Below are 16,183 nucleotides of genomic sequence, written 5' to 3'. Positions count from 1 at the left end.
AATCGCTAAAACTAGCACCTTATATAATGAGAAAAGGCTGTTCCAACATATGGACAGCCTTTTCCTCTATTTCTTTACTTTTCTAACTCGCCCTCTTATTTCTCCTCTTTTTTGTGATTTCGTATGGACATTAACATATACATTTGCCTGAATAATTTCTTGAAGTAAATGTACAAATGATTTCCCTTGTAAAGGTCCCTCAAAATCCTCCACATTCACTACACCAGTAATACTTCCCTCGTTCAAGCTAATCCCTTGCTCCAGTGGACCATACAAATATAAAACAACAGGACCAATTTGAGTAGACTTCCCTAAATGAATTTGACACGATGTAACCTTTTCTATATTTTTTAGTATTACTCTGTAATGCAATTTCGTTAAATCATCACTAAAAATAAACTCTGCTACCCCAAAAGCTTCTGTATTTACAGGAGGCACTTCCCTCTTACCTGTTAACCTGGCAAAGAAATGTGTTGTCATAAGGCATTCTCCTTATATAAATTTCCCAGCACTACTTCTACTACTTTATGGTTTAGACATAATCATTTATGACTTTTTCAATTTTAATTACAAAGAAAAGATTCACAAAATCTTTACATTGTGATTGTTCCTGTAGATTGAAAGTCTCTTGTATAATGCACATAGAAAAACATTATAGGAGGTTCCATTGAAAACTAACAAATACACTTTTCATACATTATTAGAGATTTTTCTCGTCTCATTTAAATTAGGACTTACTTCATTCGGCGGTCCTGTCGCTCATCTCGGCTATTTCCACCACGAATACGTGCAAAAAAGAAAATGGATGGATGAACGAAGCTATGGAGATTTAGTAGCACTATGTCAATTCCTTCCCGGTCCTGCCAGCAGTCAAGTCGGTATGGGGGTTGGATTATTACGGGGCGGTCTATTAGGAGCTATTATTTCATGGATTGGATTCACTTTACCGTCTGTGCTTGTTTTGGTTTTCTTCGCCTCATTCCTTAATCAGTTCGATCTTGGAAGTGCTGGCTGGATTCATGGACTAAAACTTGTAGCAGTCGCTATTGTCGCTCATGCCATATGGGGAATGGCGCGAAAGTTAACTCCAGATCGAAATCGTGCAACGATTGCGATTGTAACTGCCGCAATCGCCTTATTATGGCCAAGTAGTTGGACACAAGTCATCCTTATTATAATATGTGGCTTTATCGGTTGGTTTTTATATCGCAACCAACCAATTAGCCAATCTCAAAATATAAGAGTACCTATTTCAAAAAAGATAGCAGTTTCTTGCCTCGTCTTATTCTTTGGACTATTACTACTGCTACCAATATTAAGACCGTTCTCTTATTACATCGCTTTATTTGACAGTTTCTATCGCTCTGGCGCACTTGTATTTGGAGGAGGACACGTCGTGCTGCCCCTTCTTGAAGGTGAGTTCGTACAAAACGGAATGATGACGAAAGAACAGTTCCTAGCTGGATACGGATTAACACAAGCAGTACCAGGACCACTATTTACATTCGCCTCTTATATAGGAGCAGTGTTAAACGGGACGCTTGGGGCAATAATCGCAACAATTGCGATTTTCCTCCCTGCTTTCTTACTCGTTATTGGTGTTTTACCATTTTGGAACAATGTGAGAAAAATATCATTCATACAAGGCGCACTACTTGGTGTTAACGCCGCAGTTGTTGGTATTTTAATTGCCGCTTTTTACGATCCCATTTGGACGAGTACAATTATAAATGCTTCAGATTTCGTTTTCGCTTCGCTTCTTTTTTGCTTACTAGCTTTTTGGAAAGCACCGCCTTGGGTTATCGTTATACTTGGAGCTTTTGGCGGATATATTCTATCCATTTTGTAAATAAAAAACGACGGCATGATGTAGCCGTCGTTTTTCTATTAAAACTTCACAAGTTCTATCCCTTCAGGCAACTCACTCTCTGTTAAAATACGCAATTCCTTCACACGATCCATTACGTAAGAAGAACGCTTCACAAGCTCTGGATCAATATAAGCTGGATGAACCATAATTTCTACCGTTTGTTCACCTTGTACTCTTTCTTTTAACTTCATAAAGTAATCTTCCGTCACACCATCCGCATAAAAGTCACTGTAAAATACATCAGAAAATGGATGCACCGCTCTATCTTCCCCACAACGACGAATTGGAACATTATATTTAGCTGCTAATCTCTCAAGAACATCGTGTAAGATCGGTAATCCGTGTACATGATGATGACTATCTAAATGAGTTGGTGTTAATCCGTAAGATAGGAATTTCTCAATTTGAGCAGTCCACTCTCTCTCAACTTCTTCTGGATTTATATTCCCTTCCCTTACAACACTTTGTTTATGAAACGATCCGTCGCTACCTACAAGTGATGGTACGTCTCCAAGAAGTGGCTCCCCTGCTGTTAATACGAGATGTACGCCTACTCCGAGTAGGTTATACTCTTTCGCTAAGCGTACCGCATGCTCTGTTCCTGGCATATTCATCATCATCGTCGTTGAATTTACAAGTCCATTTATATGACCATCAATAATGCCGTAATTTGTACCTTCTGTAAGACCGAAATCATCTGCATTTACAATTAACTTAATCATCATAATACCTCCTAATAGAATAAAAAAAGCGGGCTAAATAGCGCCGCTTTTACTTCTCTACCTTTTTAAAGAACTGTGGAAGATACTCTTTATGTGCTTCCAACATTTCATCTAAAATTTGTTTTGCAACTTTATCTGATGGTACAAGCGGATTGATTGTCATAGCAAGCAGCGCCTTATGATAATCCCCTGTAACAGCAGCTTCAATTGTTGTGCGCTCGAATGATTTAATTTGTTGTACTAAACCGCGAACTGGTACTGGAAGATCTCCAACTGCAATTGGTTTTGGGCCTTCTTTCGTAATAATACAGTTCACTTCAACAGCTGAATCATGTGGTAAGCTTGCAATTGTTCCGTTGTTTCGTGTATTAACAGGCTGGATATCACCTTTATTATTGTAAATAGACGTAATTAAGCTACATGCTGCATCACTATAATAAGCTCCGCCACGTTTTTCTAATTGTGGTGGTTTAATATCTAAATTCGGGTCTTTATATAACTCAAATAAATCATTTTCTAATTGTTTTACTACTTCTGCACGTGTACCTTTTTCAACAGAAGCTTCTTTTTCTTCTTCTAACATTTCACGTGTTTTGTAGTAGTAACGATGGTATGGACATGGAATCGCACGAAGTCCTCGAATAAAGTCTGGCTCCCAGTTAAGCGCTGCGATATTTTCCATCGTAATTTGTTTTTCTGGATCTGTCACAAGCTCTAACACACGGTCCATTACACTTACGCCATCTAAGTATACATCTAGTCCGTATACCATATGATTTAAACCTGCGAAATCAACGTGAACACGACTCGCATCTACTTCAAGTAATCTTGCAAGACCCATACGAATTCCGATTGGAACGTTACATAGACCAACTACTCTTTGAATATTTGTATAACGAAGAACTGCCTCTGTTACCATACCAGCTGGATTTGCAAAGTTAATTAACCATGCATTCGGACAGAGCTCCTCCATATCTTTACAAATATCTAAAATAACAGGAATCGTTCTCAACGCTTTAAATAAACCACCAGGACCATTTGTTTCCTGACCGATTACATCATATTTTAATGGGATTGCTTCATCTTTTGCACGTGCTTCTAATAAACCAACGCGAAGTTGTGTTGTTACGAAGTCTGCATCTTTTAATGCCTCACGGCGATCAAGTGTTAAATGTACCTCGATTGGTAAACCTGATTTTTTCACCATACGTTTCGCTAAGTTACCAACTATTTCCAACTTTTCTTTTCCTGCCTCAATATCTACTAACCAAATTTCACGAACAGGAAGCTCATCATAACGCTTAATAAATCCTTCAATTAACTCTGGTGTATAACTAGATCCACCGCCGATTGTAGCAATTTTAATTCCAGTCATGCTTTATTCCCCTTTCGCTTCAAGCTTTTTATAAAGATCGATAAACTCTGCTGCTAATTCTTTCACTGTAATCGAATTCATTAAATGATCTTGTGCGTGAATTAAAAGAACACTAACCTCTGTTTTTTCTCCTCTTGCTTCTGATTGTATGAGCTCTGTTTGGAAATGATGCGCTTCATTAATCGCTTCTTTCGCCTTTACCATCGCTTCATCTGCTTCTACCATTTTCCCCTGTTTGGCAAATTGAAGTGCCTCCATCGCAAAGCTTCGTGCGTTACCACTATTTAAAATCAATTGGAATGGAATTTGTTCTGCTGTAGTCATCATAATTACCGCCCTCTCTATAAGGTTCAACCGATTTAAATACCCCTTCAGTTTGAACATGTCTATTAAATTATTATTTTATGAATGATAGTTTGGTGTTCTTGTAGATGAGTATCATCTTTTTGAACATGATATAAAGGTAATTATTCTGACGAGCTATAGGAACTCGCCAGAATAATATTTTTTAAAGTGATACTGAATTGTCGCTTCCTTTTGTTTCAGCTTTTGCAGCCTGTACATAAGTACGGTCACACATTAATACGAATGGATAGTAAATTACTACCGCAATAGCAAAGTTCACCACTTGTAGTGCTGCACCAGCGATGCTTCCGCCCGATACAAGATAACCACTAAAGATTGGTGGCATTGTCCATGGAACTAACGCAACTGTTTTTGGTACCCATCCTAAAGTGATTGCTGTATAAGAAGTAATAACTAATACAACTGGTGTAAGTACGAACGGGATAATTAACGTTGGGTTTAATACAATTGGCGTACCGAAAATAACTGGTTCGTTAATATTAAAGAAACCAGGACCGATAGATACACGGCCTACACCGCGAAGCTGCGCACTTTTCGCTACAAGCATTACTGCCACTAAGAATGCTAACGTTGCACCCGATCCCCCGATATATACGTATACATCAAAGAATGGTTTTGTGAAGATATGCGGTACGTCATATGCAGACATACCATCATTAAATAATTTCATATTTTTCTCTAATGCTGGTAAATAGATTGGGTCAATAATCCCCCCAATAATATTTGGACCATGTAATCCGAAGAACCATAATACGTGAATAAGTAGAGCAATAATAATTGCACTTGGTAATGTACCCGCTAAACCTTGTAATGGTAATTGAATTGTTTCAAATACCATTTTATGAATGCTTGTTCCCGCAAGTTTCACAGCTAATTGAATACCTGCTGTTACAATCAAAATAACGAATGCTGGAACTAACGCTGCGAATGATTTCATTACTGCCGGTGGAACACCATCTGGCATTTTAATTGTAATATCCCTTTGAACAAAGAATCTAAACACTTCTGTTACAAGAAGAGCCACTATAATGGAAACGAATAGACCTTGTGCCCCTGTCCACGCTAAATCAATACCGCCTTCTTTTGGCGTTGTCGGAGAAATAATAATTAATGCACCGAATGTAATGATTGCTGCTGACAACGCATCGACGCCGTAAGATTTCGCTAAATTGTAACTTATCCCAACTGCGACTATGAGGGCGAGTATAGCAAAGGAACCAGTCCACATACCGCCACCGACATCTTTCCAAGCGTCACCAAATGTGCCCTTCATAAAGTTTTGGAAAGCATCAATTGGTAAGTTATTTATAAGTACTGCAAATGATCCAACTAAAATAAGAGGCATAACTGCGATAAATCCGTCACGGATTGCAACTAAGTGGCGCTGCGATCCAATTCTACCTGCGACTGGAACTAAATATTTCTCCATAAATGCAATAAACTTTTGCATTTCGCTTCCCCCCTAATTATTTTTTAAGTGTTAATGCGTGATCTAAAACTGCTTCTCCATTCATCATGCCGTAGTGCATTGGATTGATAACGTCGATTCCAACATTTTTCTCGTCAGCAAGCGTTTTCATTGAAGAGAGCATGTAACGAACTTGTGGTCCTAGTAATAACACATCTGCTTGATCGATATTCGTTTTTACTGCATCCCCAGATACAGCCCAAATCTTGCCTTCTAGACCGCGAGCTTTTGCAGCCGCTTCCATTTTTGTAACTAGTAAACTTGTAGACATCCCTGCTGAACAACATAATAAAATATTCATTTGAAAATCCCCCTTGTGTAGTATAAAAAATTTATGTTTATTTATTTTTCTTTACGCTATTTATTAATGCAATTAGCGTGCCAACTTTTTAAAACCACTAAAATCAGTGCTTTTTCGAGCATTTTCTTTGTGTGTTAACGCTTTCAATTAGTGTGTCGTCCAAAAAATACACAGTGTGTTATAAAACAACACGCTTTTAACACATAACTGTATGAAAATAGATTAGTGTTTAGTCGTCTAGTTGTGTTTAATATGAAAAAACACTAAAAAAACTTTTTCAATGAAAAATAATTCATTATTTTAACCCACTATTTAGTGAAATAAAAAAACCTTGCATAAGCAAGGTTCATTCATCCACCGACATCTTCCTATATAACTCTACAAACTCACTCGCTAATTCTTTCACCGTAATTGCATTCATTAAATGGTCTTGCGCGTGTACCATTAAAAGAGTAACTTCGGTCTTTTCGCCACCAGCCTCTTTCTGGATAAGCTCCGTTTGTACGCGGTGCGCCTCCTTTAATTCCTCTAGTGCTTCTTGTAATTTAGCTTCAGCTTCTGTAAACTCCCCACGCTTCGCACAATCAATTGCTTCCATTGAACAACTTCTCGCGTTTCCCCCATGCAAGATTAAATGAAAAGCTTTCGTCTCTATCGTATCCATTGTAGTTCTTTACTCCCCCTTTTCTTCCGCCAGTTTTTGTTTATCCCATATTTTTAAGAACGGTAAATAAATGAAGAATGCTAGCGCAAAGTTAACAAGTTGCAAAATAACACCTGAAATTTTCCCGCCCGATCCTAAATATCCACTAAAAAGAATAGGTGTCGTCCAAGGTACAGCGGCCCCACTCGGACGTGCAACCCATCCCCATTCCATTGCAAAGTAAGAAACAATTGTTAGCACGACTGGAACTAATATAAATGGAATTAGTAAAAGTGGGTTCATCACAATCGGCATACCAAAAGTTACCATCTCATTAATATTAAATATACCAGGTGCAATTGACAATCTCCCTAAACTTTTTAATTGTTGACTTCGTGCAAATAGTAACATTCCGACAACTAGAGCAAGCGTTGCACCAGAACCGCCCATATAAATCCATAAGTCAAAAAACTGTGCCGTAATCGTATTTGGTACATCTTGCCCAGCTTGAAAAGCAACTCGGTTTTGATCCATTAACGACAACCAAACGGGGCTCATTACACCACCAACAATAGTAGCACCATGAATTCCACAAGACCAAAGAACATGAACGAGAATAACTGCTATTATCGCGCCCCAAAGACTAGCACCAAGTACACTAAGCGGTTCCTGTAAAATTTGTCCTACAATATTATGGATACTGCCAAAAGAAGTATTTTCTATAATTAAGCGTAAAATCCAAATAACTGTTACAACAATAAATCCTGGAACAAGTGCTGCAAATGAACGCGTGACAGCTGGTGGAACTGTCTCTGGCATCTTTATAATTATCTTTTTTTGTACAATAAACCGATAAAGTTCAGTAGATATAAGTGCAATAATCATTGCTACAAATAACCCTTGGCTTCCCATTAATGCAGCTGGGATAGCGCCTTCTACAAGTACACTTTCTTTTGTACTTGGTATAATATATGCAACTTGAAATGGAGTCGCAAGTAAAAACGTCACAAGCGACAATGCCCCGGATGCTAAAGCATCTACTTTATAATACTCTCCAAGTCTGTAAGCGATTCCAAAAACAGCTATTAAAGCCATTATATTAAAAGTTGCACTAACTGGATACCCTAAAGCTCGCTGCCAATTCTCCCCAAACAAACCTGCCATAAAATCGTTATATCCCGGTATCGGCAGTGCACTAATAATGAGGAAAAACGATCCAATAATTAAGAAAGGCATCGTTAAAATAATTCCATCTCGAATTGCTTGTAAATGCCTCTGCTCTGCAACCTTCCCTGCTACCGGCATCACATACTTCTCTAAAAACCGTATCATCTATCCCACTCTCCTCATGGTTTCATTAACAAAGCTGCTTGCAAGATAGCTTCTCCATTACAAAGTCCGTAATGAACAGATTGAATGACATCAACAGGTATCCCTTTATCCTTACATAGTTCTTTCATTTTCGGTAATAAATAACGTACTTGCGGCCCAAGTAAAAGGACATCAGCTTTATCAATATGACTATTCACTTCAGAACCTGATACTGCCCAGATTGTTACTTCTATCCCTCTTGCCTCTGCTGCTTTCTCCATCTTTGTAACAATCAAACTGGAAGACATTCCCGCTGCACAGCAAAGTAAAATATTCATCCCGCTTCCCTCCCCTTTTTCTCTACCTAAGTTATGGTGCATCCCTTGCCACCACTAGGTTACAAATATATATGTCTAGATTTCCTGCTGTATGCCGAGCTTAAAAACAAAAATTTCTTCGTTTTCACGCTATTCCATTTATCCGTATTCTCCTAGTAAAGAGGACGCTAACTCGCTATAATAATTCAGTATGATTTTTTTAATTGATAGGAGGATATATTTATGAAGGCATATCGCTTTCCACTTATTTTGTTATCTTCTATCCTAATTGGTGGTTTCATTGGTTATTTCATGGGTGCCGATGCAGTTGCTTTAAAGCCGCTTGGTGACATTTTCTTAAACTTAATGTTTACGATTGTTGTACCTCTAGTGTTCTTTAGCATCGCATCGTCTATTGCTAATATGGATGGATTAAAACGTTTCGGTAAAATTATGTCTAGTATGGCTGGGACTTTCTTATTTACAAGTATTTTAGCTGCTATTTTTATGATTATTGTCGTGAAAGTATTCCCGCCAGCACAAGGTGTTGTACTAGAACTAACACAACCTGACAAAGCCGGCAAAGCTGTTAGTGTTGCAGATCAAATCGTCGGTATTTTAACAGTATCTGACTTCTCGAAGTTACTATCTCGTGAAAATATGTTAGCTCTTATTTTCTTCTCTATCTTAATGGGGATTGCAACTTCAGCAGTTGGCGAAAAAGGAAAGCCATTTGCTACATTCCTACAAGCTGGTGCAGAGATTTCAATGAAGGTTGTATCTTTCATTATGTACTACGCTCCAATCGGACTTGCTGCTTACTTCGCAGCATTAGTTGGCGAATTCGGACCACAACTTCTTGGAACTTACTTCCGAGCAGCAATGGTATACTATCCTGCTTCTCTCATTTATTTCTTTGTATTCTTCACATTCTATGCATACCTTGCAGGTCGCAAACAAGGTGTACAAGTATTTTGGAAGAACATGGTCTCTCCTACAGTTACATCACTTGCAACTTGTAGTAGTGCCGCAAGTATTCCAGCAAACTTAGAAGCAACAAAGAAAATGGGTATTTCTTCAGACGTTCGTGAAACAGTTGTCCTTCTTGGTTCTACTCTTCATAAAGATGGCTCTGTTTTAGGCGGCGTATTAAAAATTGCTTTCTTATTCGGTATTTTCAACATGGAATTCGAAGGACCGAAAACATTAGCAATCGCACTTGTTGTTTCTCTATTAGTAGGAACAGTAATGGGCGCTATTCCAGGCGGCGGTATGATTGGTGAAATGTTAATCGTTTCTTTATATGGCTTCCCGCCAGAAGCATTGCCAATTATCGCAGCAATCAGTACAATCATTGATCCTCCTGCAACGATGTTAAACGTAACAGCAGATAACGCTTGTGCCGTAATGACAGCTCGCCTTGTAGAAGGTAAGAACTGGATCAAAAACAAATTTGCTTAATAAATAGAAAGAGGATGCTCGTTTTGAGCATCCTCTTTCTTTGTTGTTAATCCATTCCGCCACAAATTTGTTAAAACCTTCACAAATATTCCACACCTCTTATCCATTCTCCGTACTATAATCATGTATGGAAAAGGAGATGGACACAATGACACAAAGCGCACCAGAATTTAAAGTTTTGCAAAGCATTGCATTTCTCGCTGTCGTTTTGCAAAGTTCTTTATTATATACAATGAATCAAGGAAATGTCTTACTTGAGCAATCCCTCATTATGGGCATGCTATTTAATCTTGCAAAATTCTCAGCACCAGCATTCATATTTATCGTTGGATTTCACTTAATTCGTCACTATACAAAGCAATTAGTATATAAAGAATATATTTCCGAAAAAGCGATACACTTACTCATTCCTTATTTCTTTTGGTCTATTCTTTACTTATTAACAACAAATAATCTTATTACGTTACAAAGTGGAATAAAAAGTTTATTACTCGGAACAGCCGCTCCCCATCTTTGGTACGTTATTATGATGTTCCAAATTCACTTATTGTTCCCTTTACTATGCACACTTTTTTATTGGTTTCAAAAACGAACAGAAAATAAAAAAGACATATATAAATATATGACCTTTTTCGCTTGCCTATATTTTCTATTAATGTGGTTCTCTTCTCACTATATTTTTAATGGAGAAAAATTAACAAGTTCAACAATTTTACATTATACAGATCGATCATTTCTATTCTACTCATTCTATTTCGTTATGGGCGGCATTGCCGCTGTAGCACTAAAAACTTGGCGTCTATTCGTCATGAAACATATCCCGCTTATAACAATATTATTTTTCATCTTATTTTTATTCATCAATTATGAGTTGTTTAGTTTTTACGGAGCAAACTCTATTCATTTAACTGTTTCTACCTATTTAAAACCATCTATGTTTTTATATATCGTATGCGAAATTATCATACTGTATGTGTTATCTATTATGATAGTACAGCGTCGTGGTTTCTTATATAAAACGTTACGTTTCATTGGTAATTACACGTATGGTGCTTATTTAGCTCATTTATTCTTCTTGCAACTATGCACAAAACTTCTTTCCTTATTCACACTGCAAGAAAATACTATATTATATGCCCTATTACTATTTGTGTTAACGGCCATTATCTCTATTTCAACAATGGTCATTTGTAGCACAATACCATTTCATACTTGGATTACAGGGCCTTCTCCTACAACAAAGATGAAATGGACGAAGGTTGTATTACGAAAAAATCATAAAAAACTATTCAAGCCATATATTTGATATAATAATACGCATATAAAAAGAAAGCGAGAGACACCTATGATTAATCAAGTTGGACAAATTATGCTATATGTAAATAACCAAGACGAAACAGTACAATTTTGGACAGAAAAAGTAGGGTTCCAAATCATTGCGGAAGAAAATAACGGAAACGGATTCCGCTGGATTGAAATTGCACCGGCGAAAGAAGCAGGAACAAGCATCGTCCTTCACGATAAAGCGTTAATCGCGAAGATGCAACCTGAACTAAACCTAAATACGCCTTCACTTATGTTCTTCTCAAATGACTTAGACCGTCTATATAAAGATCTTTCTGAGAAAAATGTCACAGTTGGACAGGTTGTAGATTTACCTACTGGTAGAGCATTCAACTTTGCTGATAATGAAAATAATTACTTTGCAGTAATGGAACGCAAATAAAAAATAAGCTATCCGAAAAAATCGGATAGCTTATTTCATTTTAAGAAACTTGTTCTACATTCGTTTCTCTATGCTGTATATGACTCGTGATCCAAGCAATTCCACCGGCAACAACGAGATAACATAACAATATTAAAATTTGCATTTGTAATTGCGACCAATCTCCTAAAGAAATAACATCTTGTAATCCTCTAAGAGAATGAGACATTGGGAGAAACTGTCCAATTTTGCTAAGAACAGCTATGTTTAATTCTCCTGGGAAAGTACCTCCGCTCGTCGCTAATTGCAGGACAAGAAGCGTTACCGCTAAGAACTTTCCAACAAGACCAAATACTGTTACTAGCATAAGAATAAATGTCATAAACGTAAAGGAAATAACAATACTTGATAAAACAAAGAGTGGCACACTTGCGACTTCTAATTTCATAACACCTAGCACAACTACATCTACGAGTAGCGCTTGAATGAGTCCAATTAAATATACCAATCCTAGTTTATTAATAAAATGTACCGTTCCGCTTACCTTCATGTTTTGTCTGCGGCCAAGAGGTAAAATATTCGATGCCATAATTCCGCCAACATAAAATGCAAGTGATAAGAAATATGGTGCAATGCCTGAACCGTAGTTAGGAACGTCAGAAACTGTTGACTTCACTAACTGAACTGGCTCTGAGAACATCGTATTGCGTGCATCATCATTACGAACATCCGCTATCTTCTCTGCGCCCTCTCCTAATTTCGTAGAAAGTTCTTTCGCACCATCATCAAGTTTAACAAGTCCATTTGTTAATTTACTAGCACCGTTATTCAGCTCCGTTCCACCACTCGCAAGCTGATTTACACCTTCTTGCAGGGATGTAAATCCATTTCCCCACTTCATAAATCCATCAGCCAAATTCGATGCACCATCTGCTATCTTTTTCGTTCCAGCAGTAGCTTCATTTAACTTAAATCCGAATGTATTCATGCCTTCTTCAATCTTATGTTGACCATCAGTTAGCTTCTTCGCACCTTGTGTCAATTGTTGTTGGCTATTATTTAAAGTACTTGTTGCTTTAGCTAGTCCATTAGACGTAGCAACAATTTTTTGAAAAGCGGGATCTTGCTGCACTTCTGGATGATTTTTCACGTACTCTTCTAATTGTTGTTTCACACTATTGGCCGCCCCATCCGCTTTTACTTGCCCTTCAGCAAGCTTCTCACTTCCGCTCACCCATTCATTTGTACCAGCACTTAATTCACTAACTCCTGATTGTAACGTTTTTTCACCTTGTGCTAATAACTCCATACCACTATGAAGTGATGTCGCTCCTTGACTCAGCTCATTTGCTCCCCCCGTTAAGGCAGATTGGCTAGACGCAAGCTTGTCACTTCCTTCTTTCAATTTCGATGTCCCGTCACTTAAACGATCAATACCATTCGCAAGCTGATTCGCTCCATTTTTTGCATCGGTCGTTCCTTCATGTAACTTCTCAGCACCATTACTTGCATCACTCAACCCTTGTGCCAAATCTTGAAACTTTGAAAAAACACCTTCTGTATATGATTTCGTAATACTGTTTGAGATTTTTGTTTTCATATTTTCAACAGCTGTCGTTCCAATTTGAGCCGCTACAAAGTTTTTACCTGGATTTACTTTGTACTGCAACTTTGCTGGCTCTGGTTTCTCATCCATAAGTGTACTTACCTTTTTAGAGAAATCTTCCGGAATCGTAACAACCATATAATATTTATCTTCTTTTAACCCTTCATCCGCACTTTTTTCTGATACGAAATGAAAAGCCAATTCCTTATTCTCTTTTAAATTTTTAACAAAATCGTCTCCTGCATGAATTGTTTTTTCATCCATCGCAGCACCCTTATCTAAATTCACAACCGCAACAGGTAATTTATCTAATTTTCCGTACGGATCCCAATATCCAGCTAAAAAGAATCCTGAATAAATTAACGGAACGATTAATAAAAAAATTAAAGCGATACGTCCATGTTTATGGTGCCACATCGCTTTCCAATCTTTAAATATAAGTTTAATTCCCTTCATGAAACATACTCCTCTTCTAATTTAACACCCTTCGAATGGTTTAACAGATTTACTATACACGTCACTTTACATACTGTATAATACATCTTTAATTATTAATTCATTCCTTTTGGTCTATAGAAAGGAGACTCGAAATGGAACTGCTCCAGTTAAAATACTTTCAGACAGTTGCACGACTAGAACACATGACAAAGGCAGCTGAAGAATTGCATATCGCGCAACCTTCACTCAGCAAAACAATTGCTAGACTCGAAAAGGATTTAGGAGTCCCTTTATTTGATCGCCAAGGCCGACAGATTACTTTAAATTCTTTCGGAAAAGTATTTTTAAAACGAGTAGAACGTATTTTTCATGAATTAAGTGAAGGAGAACGAGAAATTAAAGATTTAGCCGAATTACAACAAAGCTCTATTACACTGGCCGTTTCTATTCCAAGAATATTACCAGAACTACTTGGCTCTTTTTTACTAGAACATCCTAACGTTCGATTCCAACAATTTCTTGCATCCACTCCTTCTATGAAACGACAACTAGATAATATAGAAATTGACTTTTGTATCTCCTCTGTGCCAATTGAAGGTGAGGAGATTGTTTGGGAACCACTTATTACAGAAGAAATTTTCTTAGTCGTCCCTTCAGGCCATCGTTTATCAGGCCGAAAAAATATCCACCTGCATGAAGTAAAAAACGAACCGTTTATTAGTATGAACACTGGCTATGGATTTCGACACTTAACGGATGAATTTTGCAAAGAAGCTGGTTTCACTCCGCATATTGCTTTTGAAGTAGATGAACCGACCGTGATTAGCGACCTCATTAAGCAAGGTCTCGGCATCGCTTTTGTTCCAAGTTTAACTTTATTAAAAAACTCTACTTTAGCATCAAGCAAGTTGCGTATTATTGAACCCAATTGTCAGCGAACCATCGGATTAAGTTGGTCAAAAAAACGCTACTTATCAAAAACAGCTCAGCAATTCCGTGAATTCGTGATTGATTACTTCTCCAACATTAGGACGTAAAATTATATCAACAAATAAAAGTTGCCACCCTCATATGGTGGCAACTTTTATTGTTCACTCTTTTTTAATTCCATTTCAGCTAAAAGTGGTAGTACATTATCAAAAATATGCGTATTATTATTTTCACCTGTTACATATCCACCATAATATCTACTAAATACGTTATCATTTCGGAATGTGGCCATATGATCATACAATTCTTTCGCAAACTTTTTATCACCTGTTTGTAGTACGTACAAAATCGTTAATCCGTATGCGGCTGGCGATTCATAATTCACAGTTTGTTTTCCCGTTTCTAAATTGTAACGACCGTATAGCTTTCCATCCTCCTGGAATTTCTTCTTTATAAATTCCAAATAAGCAGTTGATGAAAGACCACCTAAACTTCGATGATATGCAACGTATGATTGGTCAATAAGATTCACTTCTTTATCGTACGTAAATGTACCATCTTCTTTATACTCTTTCGGGAATGCCCAGCCATGCCTTGGATAGTCCGCTAAAAATTGAACGACTTCCTGATATTGCTGAGCAGAAACTTTGTCGTACTTCTTCATATAGGAGAATGCACGTGGATTTATGTATGATGTTGTTACAAAATTATTTTGTTTCCCTGCATCTGCATCATAATAATCAACATAATAATTATCTTTTTTATTATAACGAAGTACAGCATCACTTAATTGATCGGCAAGGTTTTTATAACGCTCTTCCTTATACATTTCATAAGCACGATATAATTGTTCTATAATACGAAGATCATCTATAAGTGCATTTGTAGCTGACTGCCTCTCTCCCTTTTCAGAGAGTTTCCATAAAACGATATGATTCTTATATACGAAATTATCTTGAATAACCTTTACTTGCTCATCAAATAACGCCTGATCATCTTTATCAAGTGTATATTGTAACCATAATCCCGCTGATTCTGATAAAGCTTCACGTCCCTTTGCTTCACCCGTACCTGCCTTAGTATCTACTAAACGGTACGTGGCAAGCGTTCCATTGTCATTCACCATATGTCTTAAAATAAAATTTTCTGTACGGTTTCCTTGTAAAGCTGACCAAAATACAATTCCACCTAAAGCGATCAAGAAGATAATTCCAATCCCTATATATAAACGTTTCCGCAATCTTTTCACCTCCCTAGTAAGGCTAACCTTAATTTTATCAGAACATACATAAATTTAAAAAAGACAATCCACTAGATTGTCTCCCCCATTTCTATCCCTCGTAAACCTCTTTAGAAGGTTTATATAGCGATTGTACAAGCCGATCATATTCACGACGTGTAATCTCTTTATTATATAGCTTCAATAATAAATCTCTATGCTCTTTTGAAAATGCCATCTTTTTAATGACTTCAGGATACATAAAACACCCTCTCCATTTCACATAAACTTCTTCTTTTCGAAAAACAGAACTTATGTTCGCATAAAAGATTATAAAAGATTCCTGTAAAAAAAACAAACAAAACATGAGAAACTATTTATTTCTTTCTATTCAAAATATTACAACATTATATTATCATATTCACTTTTTAAATACATATATATTTTTGGT

At 37.1% G+C, this 16,183-nt stretch carries 17 protein-coding genes; 5 read left to right on the top strand and 12 right to left on the bottom strand.

What is annotated here, in order from left to right:
* Positions 1–66: 66 nt before the first annotated feature.
* The gene (exsM, locus tag QO049_RS01455; RefSeq protein ID WP_000207046.1) at positions 67–480 is read right to left on the bottom strand and encodes an exosporium regulatory protein ExsM; all 414 of its coding nucleotides are present in this window, start codon (positions 478–480) and stop codon (positions 67–69) included.
* A 187-nt stretch (positions 481–667) separates the two neighbouring features.
* On the opposite strand from exsM, the gene QO049_RS01450 reads away from it, so the two are divergent.
* The gene (locus tag QO049_RS01450; protein WP_000856213.1) at positions 668–1,849 is read left to right on the top strand and encodes a chromate transporter; all 1,182 of its coding nucleotides are present in this window, start codon (positions 668–670) and stop codon (positions 1,847–1,849) included.
* Positions 1,850–1,887: 38 nt separating this feature from the next.
* Here QO049_RS01450 and chbG read toward each other — a convergent pair whose 3' ends face one another.
* The 8 genes from chbG to QO049_RS01410 form a co-directional block, all read right to left on the bottom strand.
* On the bottom strand, positions 1,888–2,592 hold the full coding sequence (gene chbG, locus QO049_RS01445) for a chitin disaccharide deacetylase (protein ID WP_000593487.1): 705 nt from the start codon (positions 2,590–2,592) through the stop codon (positions 1,888–1,890).
* 49 nt (positions 2,593–2,641) lie between these two features.
* A complete protein-coding gene (celF, locus tag QO049_RS01440; protein WP_000145762.1) occupies positions 2,642–3,967 on the bottom strand; it encodes a 6-phospho-beta-glucosidase in 1,326 nt (441 codons plus the stop codon).
* A gap of 3 nt (positions 3,968–3,970) precedes the next feature.
* The gene (locus QO049_RS01435) at positions 3,971–4,294 is read right to left on the bottom strand and encodes a PTS lactose/cellobiose transporter subunit IIA (RefSeq protein ID WP_284489099.1); all 324 of its coding nucleotides are present in this window, start codon (positions 4,292–4,294) and stop codon (positions 3,971–3,973) included.
* Between the two features lie 181 nt (positions 4,295–4,475).
* Positions 4,476–5,783 (bottom strand): PTS cellobiose transporter subunit IIC, encoded by a 1,308-nt coding sequence (celB, locus tag QO049_RS01430; RefSeq protein ID WP_001168848.1) that lies wholly within the window; start codon positions 5,781–5,783, stop codon positions 4,476–4,478.
* 16 nt (positions 5,784–5,799) lie between these two features.
* A complete protein-coding gene (locus QO049_RS01425; protein ID WP_001023567.1) occupies positions 5,800–6,102 on the bottom strand; it encodes a PTS sugar transporter subunit IIB in 303 nt (100 codons plus the stop codon).
* Positions 6,103–6,448: 346 nt separating this feature from the next.
* Complete coding sequence (locus tag QO049_RS01420; RefSeq protein ID WP_000379645.1) at positions 6,449–6,766, bottom strand: PTS sugar transporter subunit IIA; 318 nt, start codon at positions 6,764–6,766, stop codon at positions 6,449–6,451.
* A gap of 9 nt (positions 6,767–6,775) precedes the next feature.
* A complete protein-coding gene (gene celB, locus QO049_RS01415) occupies positions 6,776–8,077 on the bottom strand; it encodes a PTS cellobiose transporter subunit IIC (protein WP_000617782.1) in 1,302 nt (433 codons plus the stop codon).
* Between the two features lie 14 nt (positions 8,078–8,091).
* Entirely contained in the window at positions 8,092–8,394 is a 303-nt protein-coding gene (locus QO049_RS01410) for a PTS sugar transporter subunit IIB (protein WP_001023554.1), read from the bottom strand.
* Positions 8,395–8,616: 222 nt separating this feature from the next.
* Between QO049_RS01410 and QO049_RS01405 the strand changes: the two genes are divergently transcribed.
* The 3 genes from QO049_RS01405 (at position 8,617) to QO049_RS01395 (ending at position 11,560) form a co-directional block, all read left to right on the top strand.
* Positions 8,617–9,834 carry a dicarboxylate/amino acid:cation symporter gene (locus QO049_RS01405; RefSeq protein WP_000649376.1) on the top strand — a complete coding sequence of 406 codons (1,218 nt, stop codon included), beginning with the start codon at positions 8,617–8,619 and terminating at the stop codon, positions 9,832–9,834.
* Between the two features lie 148 nt (positions 9,835–9,982).
* On the top strand, positions 9,983–11,140 hold the full coding sequence (locus QO049_RS01400) for an acyltransferase (RefSeq protein WP_000194320.1): 1,158 nt from the start codon (positions 9,983–9,985) through the stop codon (positions 11,138–11,140).
* A gap of 39 nt (positions 11,141–11,179) precedes the next feature.
* Positions 11,180–11,560: a VOC family protein gene (locus QO049_RS01395; RefSeq protein ID WP_000610162.1), complete on the top strand. Its 381-nt coding sequence runs from the start codon at positions 11,180–11,182 to the stop codon at positions 11,558–11,560.
* Positions 11,561–11,600: 40 nt separating this feature from the next.
* Here the strand turns inward: QO049_RS01395 and QO049_RS01390 are convergent, their stop codons facing one another.
* Positions 11,601–13,601, bottom strand: coding sequence for a YhgE/Pip domain-containing protein (locus QO049_RS01390; protein ID WP_000676213.1), 2,001 nt, complete (start codon positions 13,599–13,601; stop codon positions 11,601–11,603).
* A gap of 134 nt (positions 13,602–13,735) precedes the next feature.
* Here QO049_RS01390 and QO049_RS01385 point away from each other — a divergent pair, with 134 nt between their 5' ends.
* Positions 13,736–14,620 carry a LysR family transcriptional regulator gene (locus tag QO049_RS01385; RefSeq protein WP_000421928.1) on the top strand — a complete coding sequence of 295 codons (885 nt, stop codon included), beginning with the start codon at positions 13,736–13,738 and terminating at the stop codon, positions 14,618–14,620.
* A 47-nt stretch (positions 14,621–14,667) separates the two neighbouring features.
* On the opposite strand, the gene QO049_RS01380 is transcribed toward QO049_RS01385, so the two are convergent.
* Together QO049_RS01380 and QO049_RS01375 are read right to left on the bottom strand one after the other, a co-directional pair.
* Positions 14,668–15,753 carry a hypothetical protein gene (locus tag QO049_RS01380; RefSeq protein WP_001231654.1) on the bottom strand — a complete coding sequence of 362 codons (1,086 nt, stop codon included), beginning with the start codon at positions 15,751–15,753 and terminating at the stop codon, positions 14,668–14,670.
* A gap of 91 nt (positions 15,754–15,844) precedes the next feature.
* Positions 15,845–15,994, bottom strand: a complete 150-nt coding sequence (locus QO049_RS01375; RefSeq protein WP_000283181.1) for a hypothetical protein — start codon at positions 15,992–15,994, stop codon at positions 15,845–15,847.
* Positions 15,995–16,183 lie beyond the last annotated feature (189 nt).

This window comes from Bacillus sp. RB3 (genome assembly GCF_030164735.1).
Classification (GTDB): Bacteria; Bacillota; Bacilli; order Bacillales; family Bacillaceae_G; genus Bacillus_A; species Bacillus_A cereus.
The sequence above is the reverse complement of the archived record's forward strand: the minus strand, read 5'-3'. Positions and strand labels throughout refer to the sequence as shown.

What these genes read in the sequence shown, in the direction of transcription:
- exsM (WP_000207046.1), bottom strand. Translation starts at nt 480, where the DNA reads ATGACAACACATTTCTTTGCCAGGTTAACAGGTAAGAGGGAAGTGCCT.
- chbG (WP_000593487.1), bottom strand. Translation starts at nt 2,592, where the DNA reads ATGATTAAGTTAATTGTAAATGCAGATGATTTCGGTCTTACAGAAGGT.
- celF (WP_000145762.1), bottom strand. Translation starts at nt 3,967, where the DNA reads ATGACTGGAATTAAAATTGCTACAATCGGCGGTGGATCTAGTTATACA.
- QO049_RS01435 (WP_284489099.1), bottom strand. Translation starts at nt 4,294, where the DNA reads ATGATGACTACAGCAGAACAAATTCCATTCCAATTGATTTTAAATAGT.
- celB (WP_001168848.1), bottom strand. Translation starts at nt 5,783, where the DNA reads ATGCAAAAGTTTATTGCATTTATGGAGAAATATTTAGTTCCAGTCGCA.
- QO049_RS01425 (WP_001023567.1), bottom strand. Translation starts at nt 6,102, where the DNA reads ATGAATATTTTATTATGTTGTTCAGCAGGGATGTCTACAAGTTTACTA.
- QO049_RS01420 (WP_000379645.1), bottom strand. Translation starts at nt 6,766, where the DNA reads ATGGATACGATAGAGACGAAAGCTTTTCATTTAATCTTGCATGGGGGA.
- celB (WP_000617782.1), bottom strand. Translation starts at nt 8,077, where the DNA reads ATGATACGGTTTTTAGAGAAGTATGTGATGCCGGTAGCAGGGAAGGTT.
- QO049_RS01410 (WP_001023554.1), bottom strand. Translation starts at nt 8,394, where the DNA reads ATGAATATTTTACTTTGCTGTGCAGCGGGAATGTCTTCCAGTTTGATT.
- QO049_RS01405 (WP_000649376.1), top strand. Translation starts at nt 8,617, where the DNA reads ATGAAGGCATATCGCTTTCCACTTATTTTGTTATCTTCTATCCTAATT.
- QO049_RS01400 (WP_000194320.1), top strand. Translation starts at nt 9,983, where the DNA reads ATGACACAAAGCGCACCAGAATTTAAAGTTTTGCAAAGCATTGCATTT.
- QO049_RS01395 (WP_000610162.1), top strand. Translation starts at nt 11,180, where the DNA reads ATGATTAATCAAGTTGGACAAATTATGCTATATGTAAATAACCAAGAC.
- QO049_RS01390 (WP_000676213.1), bottom strand. Translation starts at nt 13,601, where the DNA reads ATGAAGGGAATTAAACTTATATTTAAAGATTGGAAAGCGATGTGGCAC.
- QO049_RS01385 (WP_000421928.1), top strand. Translation starts at nt 13,736, where the DNA reads ATGGAACTGCTCCAGTTAAAATACTTTCAGACAGTTGCACGACTAGAA.
- QO049_RS01375 (WP_000283181.1), bottom strand. Translation starts at nt 15,994, where the DNA reads ATGTATCCTGAAGTCATTAAAAAGATGGCATTTTCAAAAGAGCATAGA.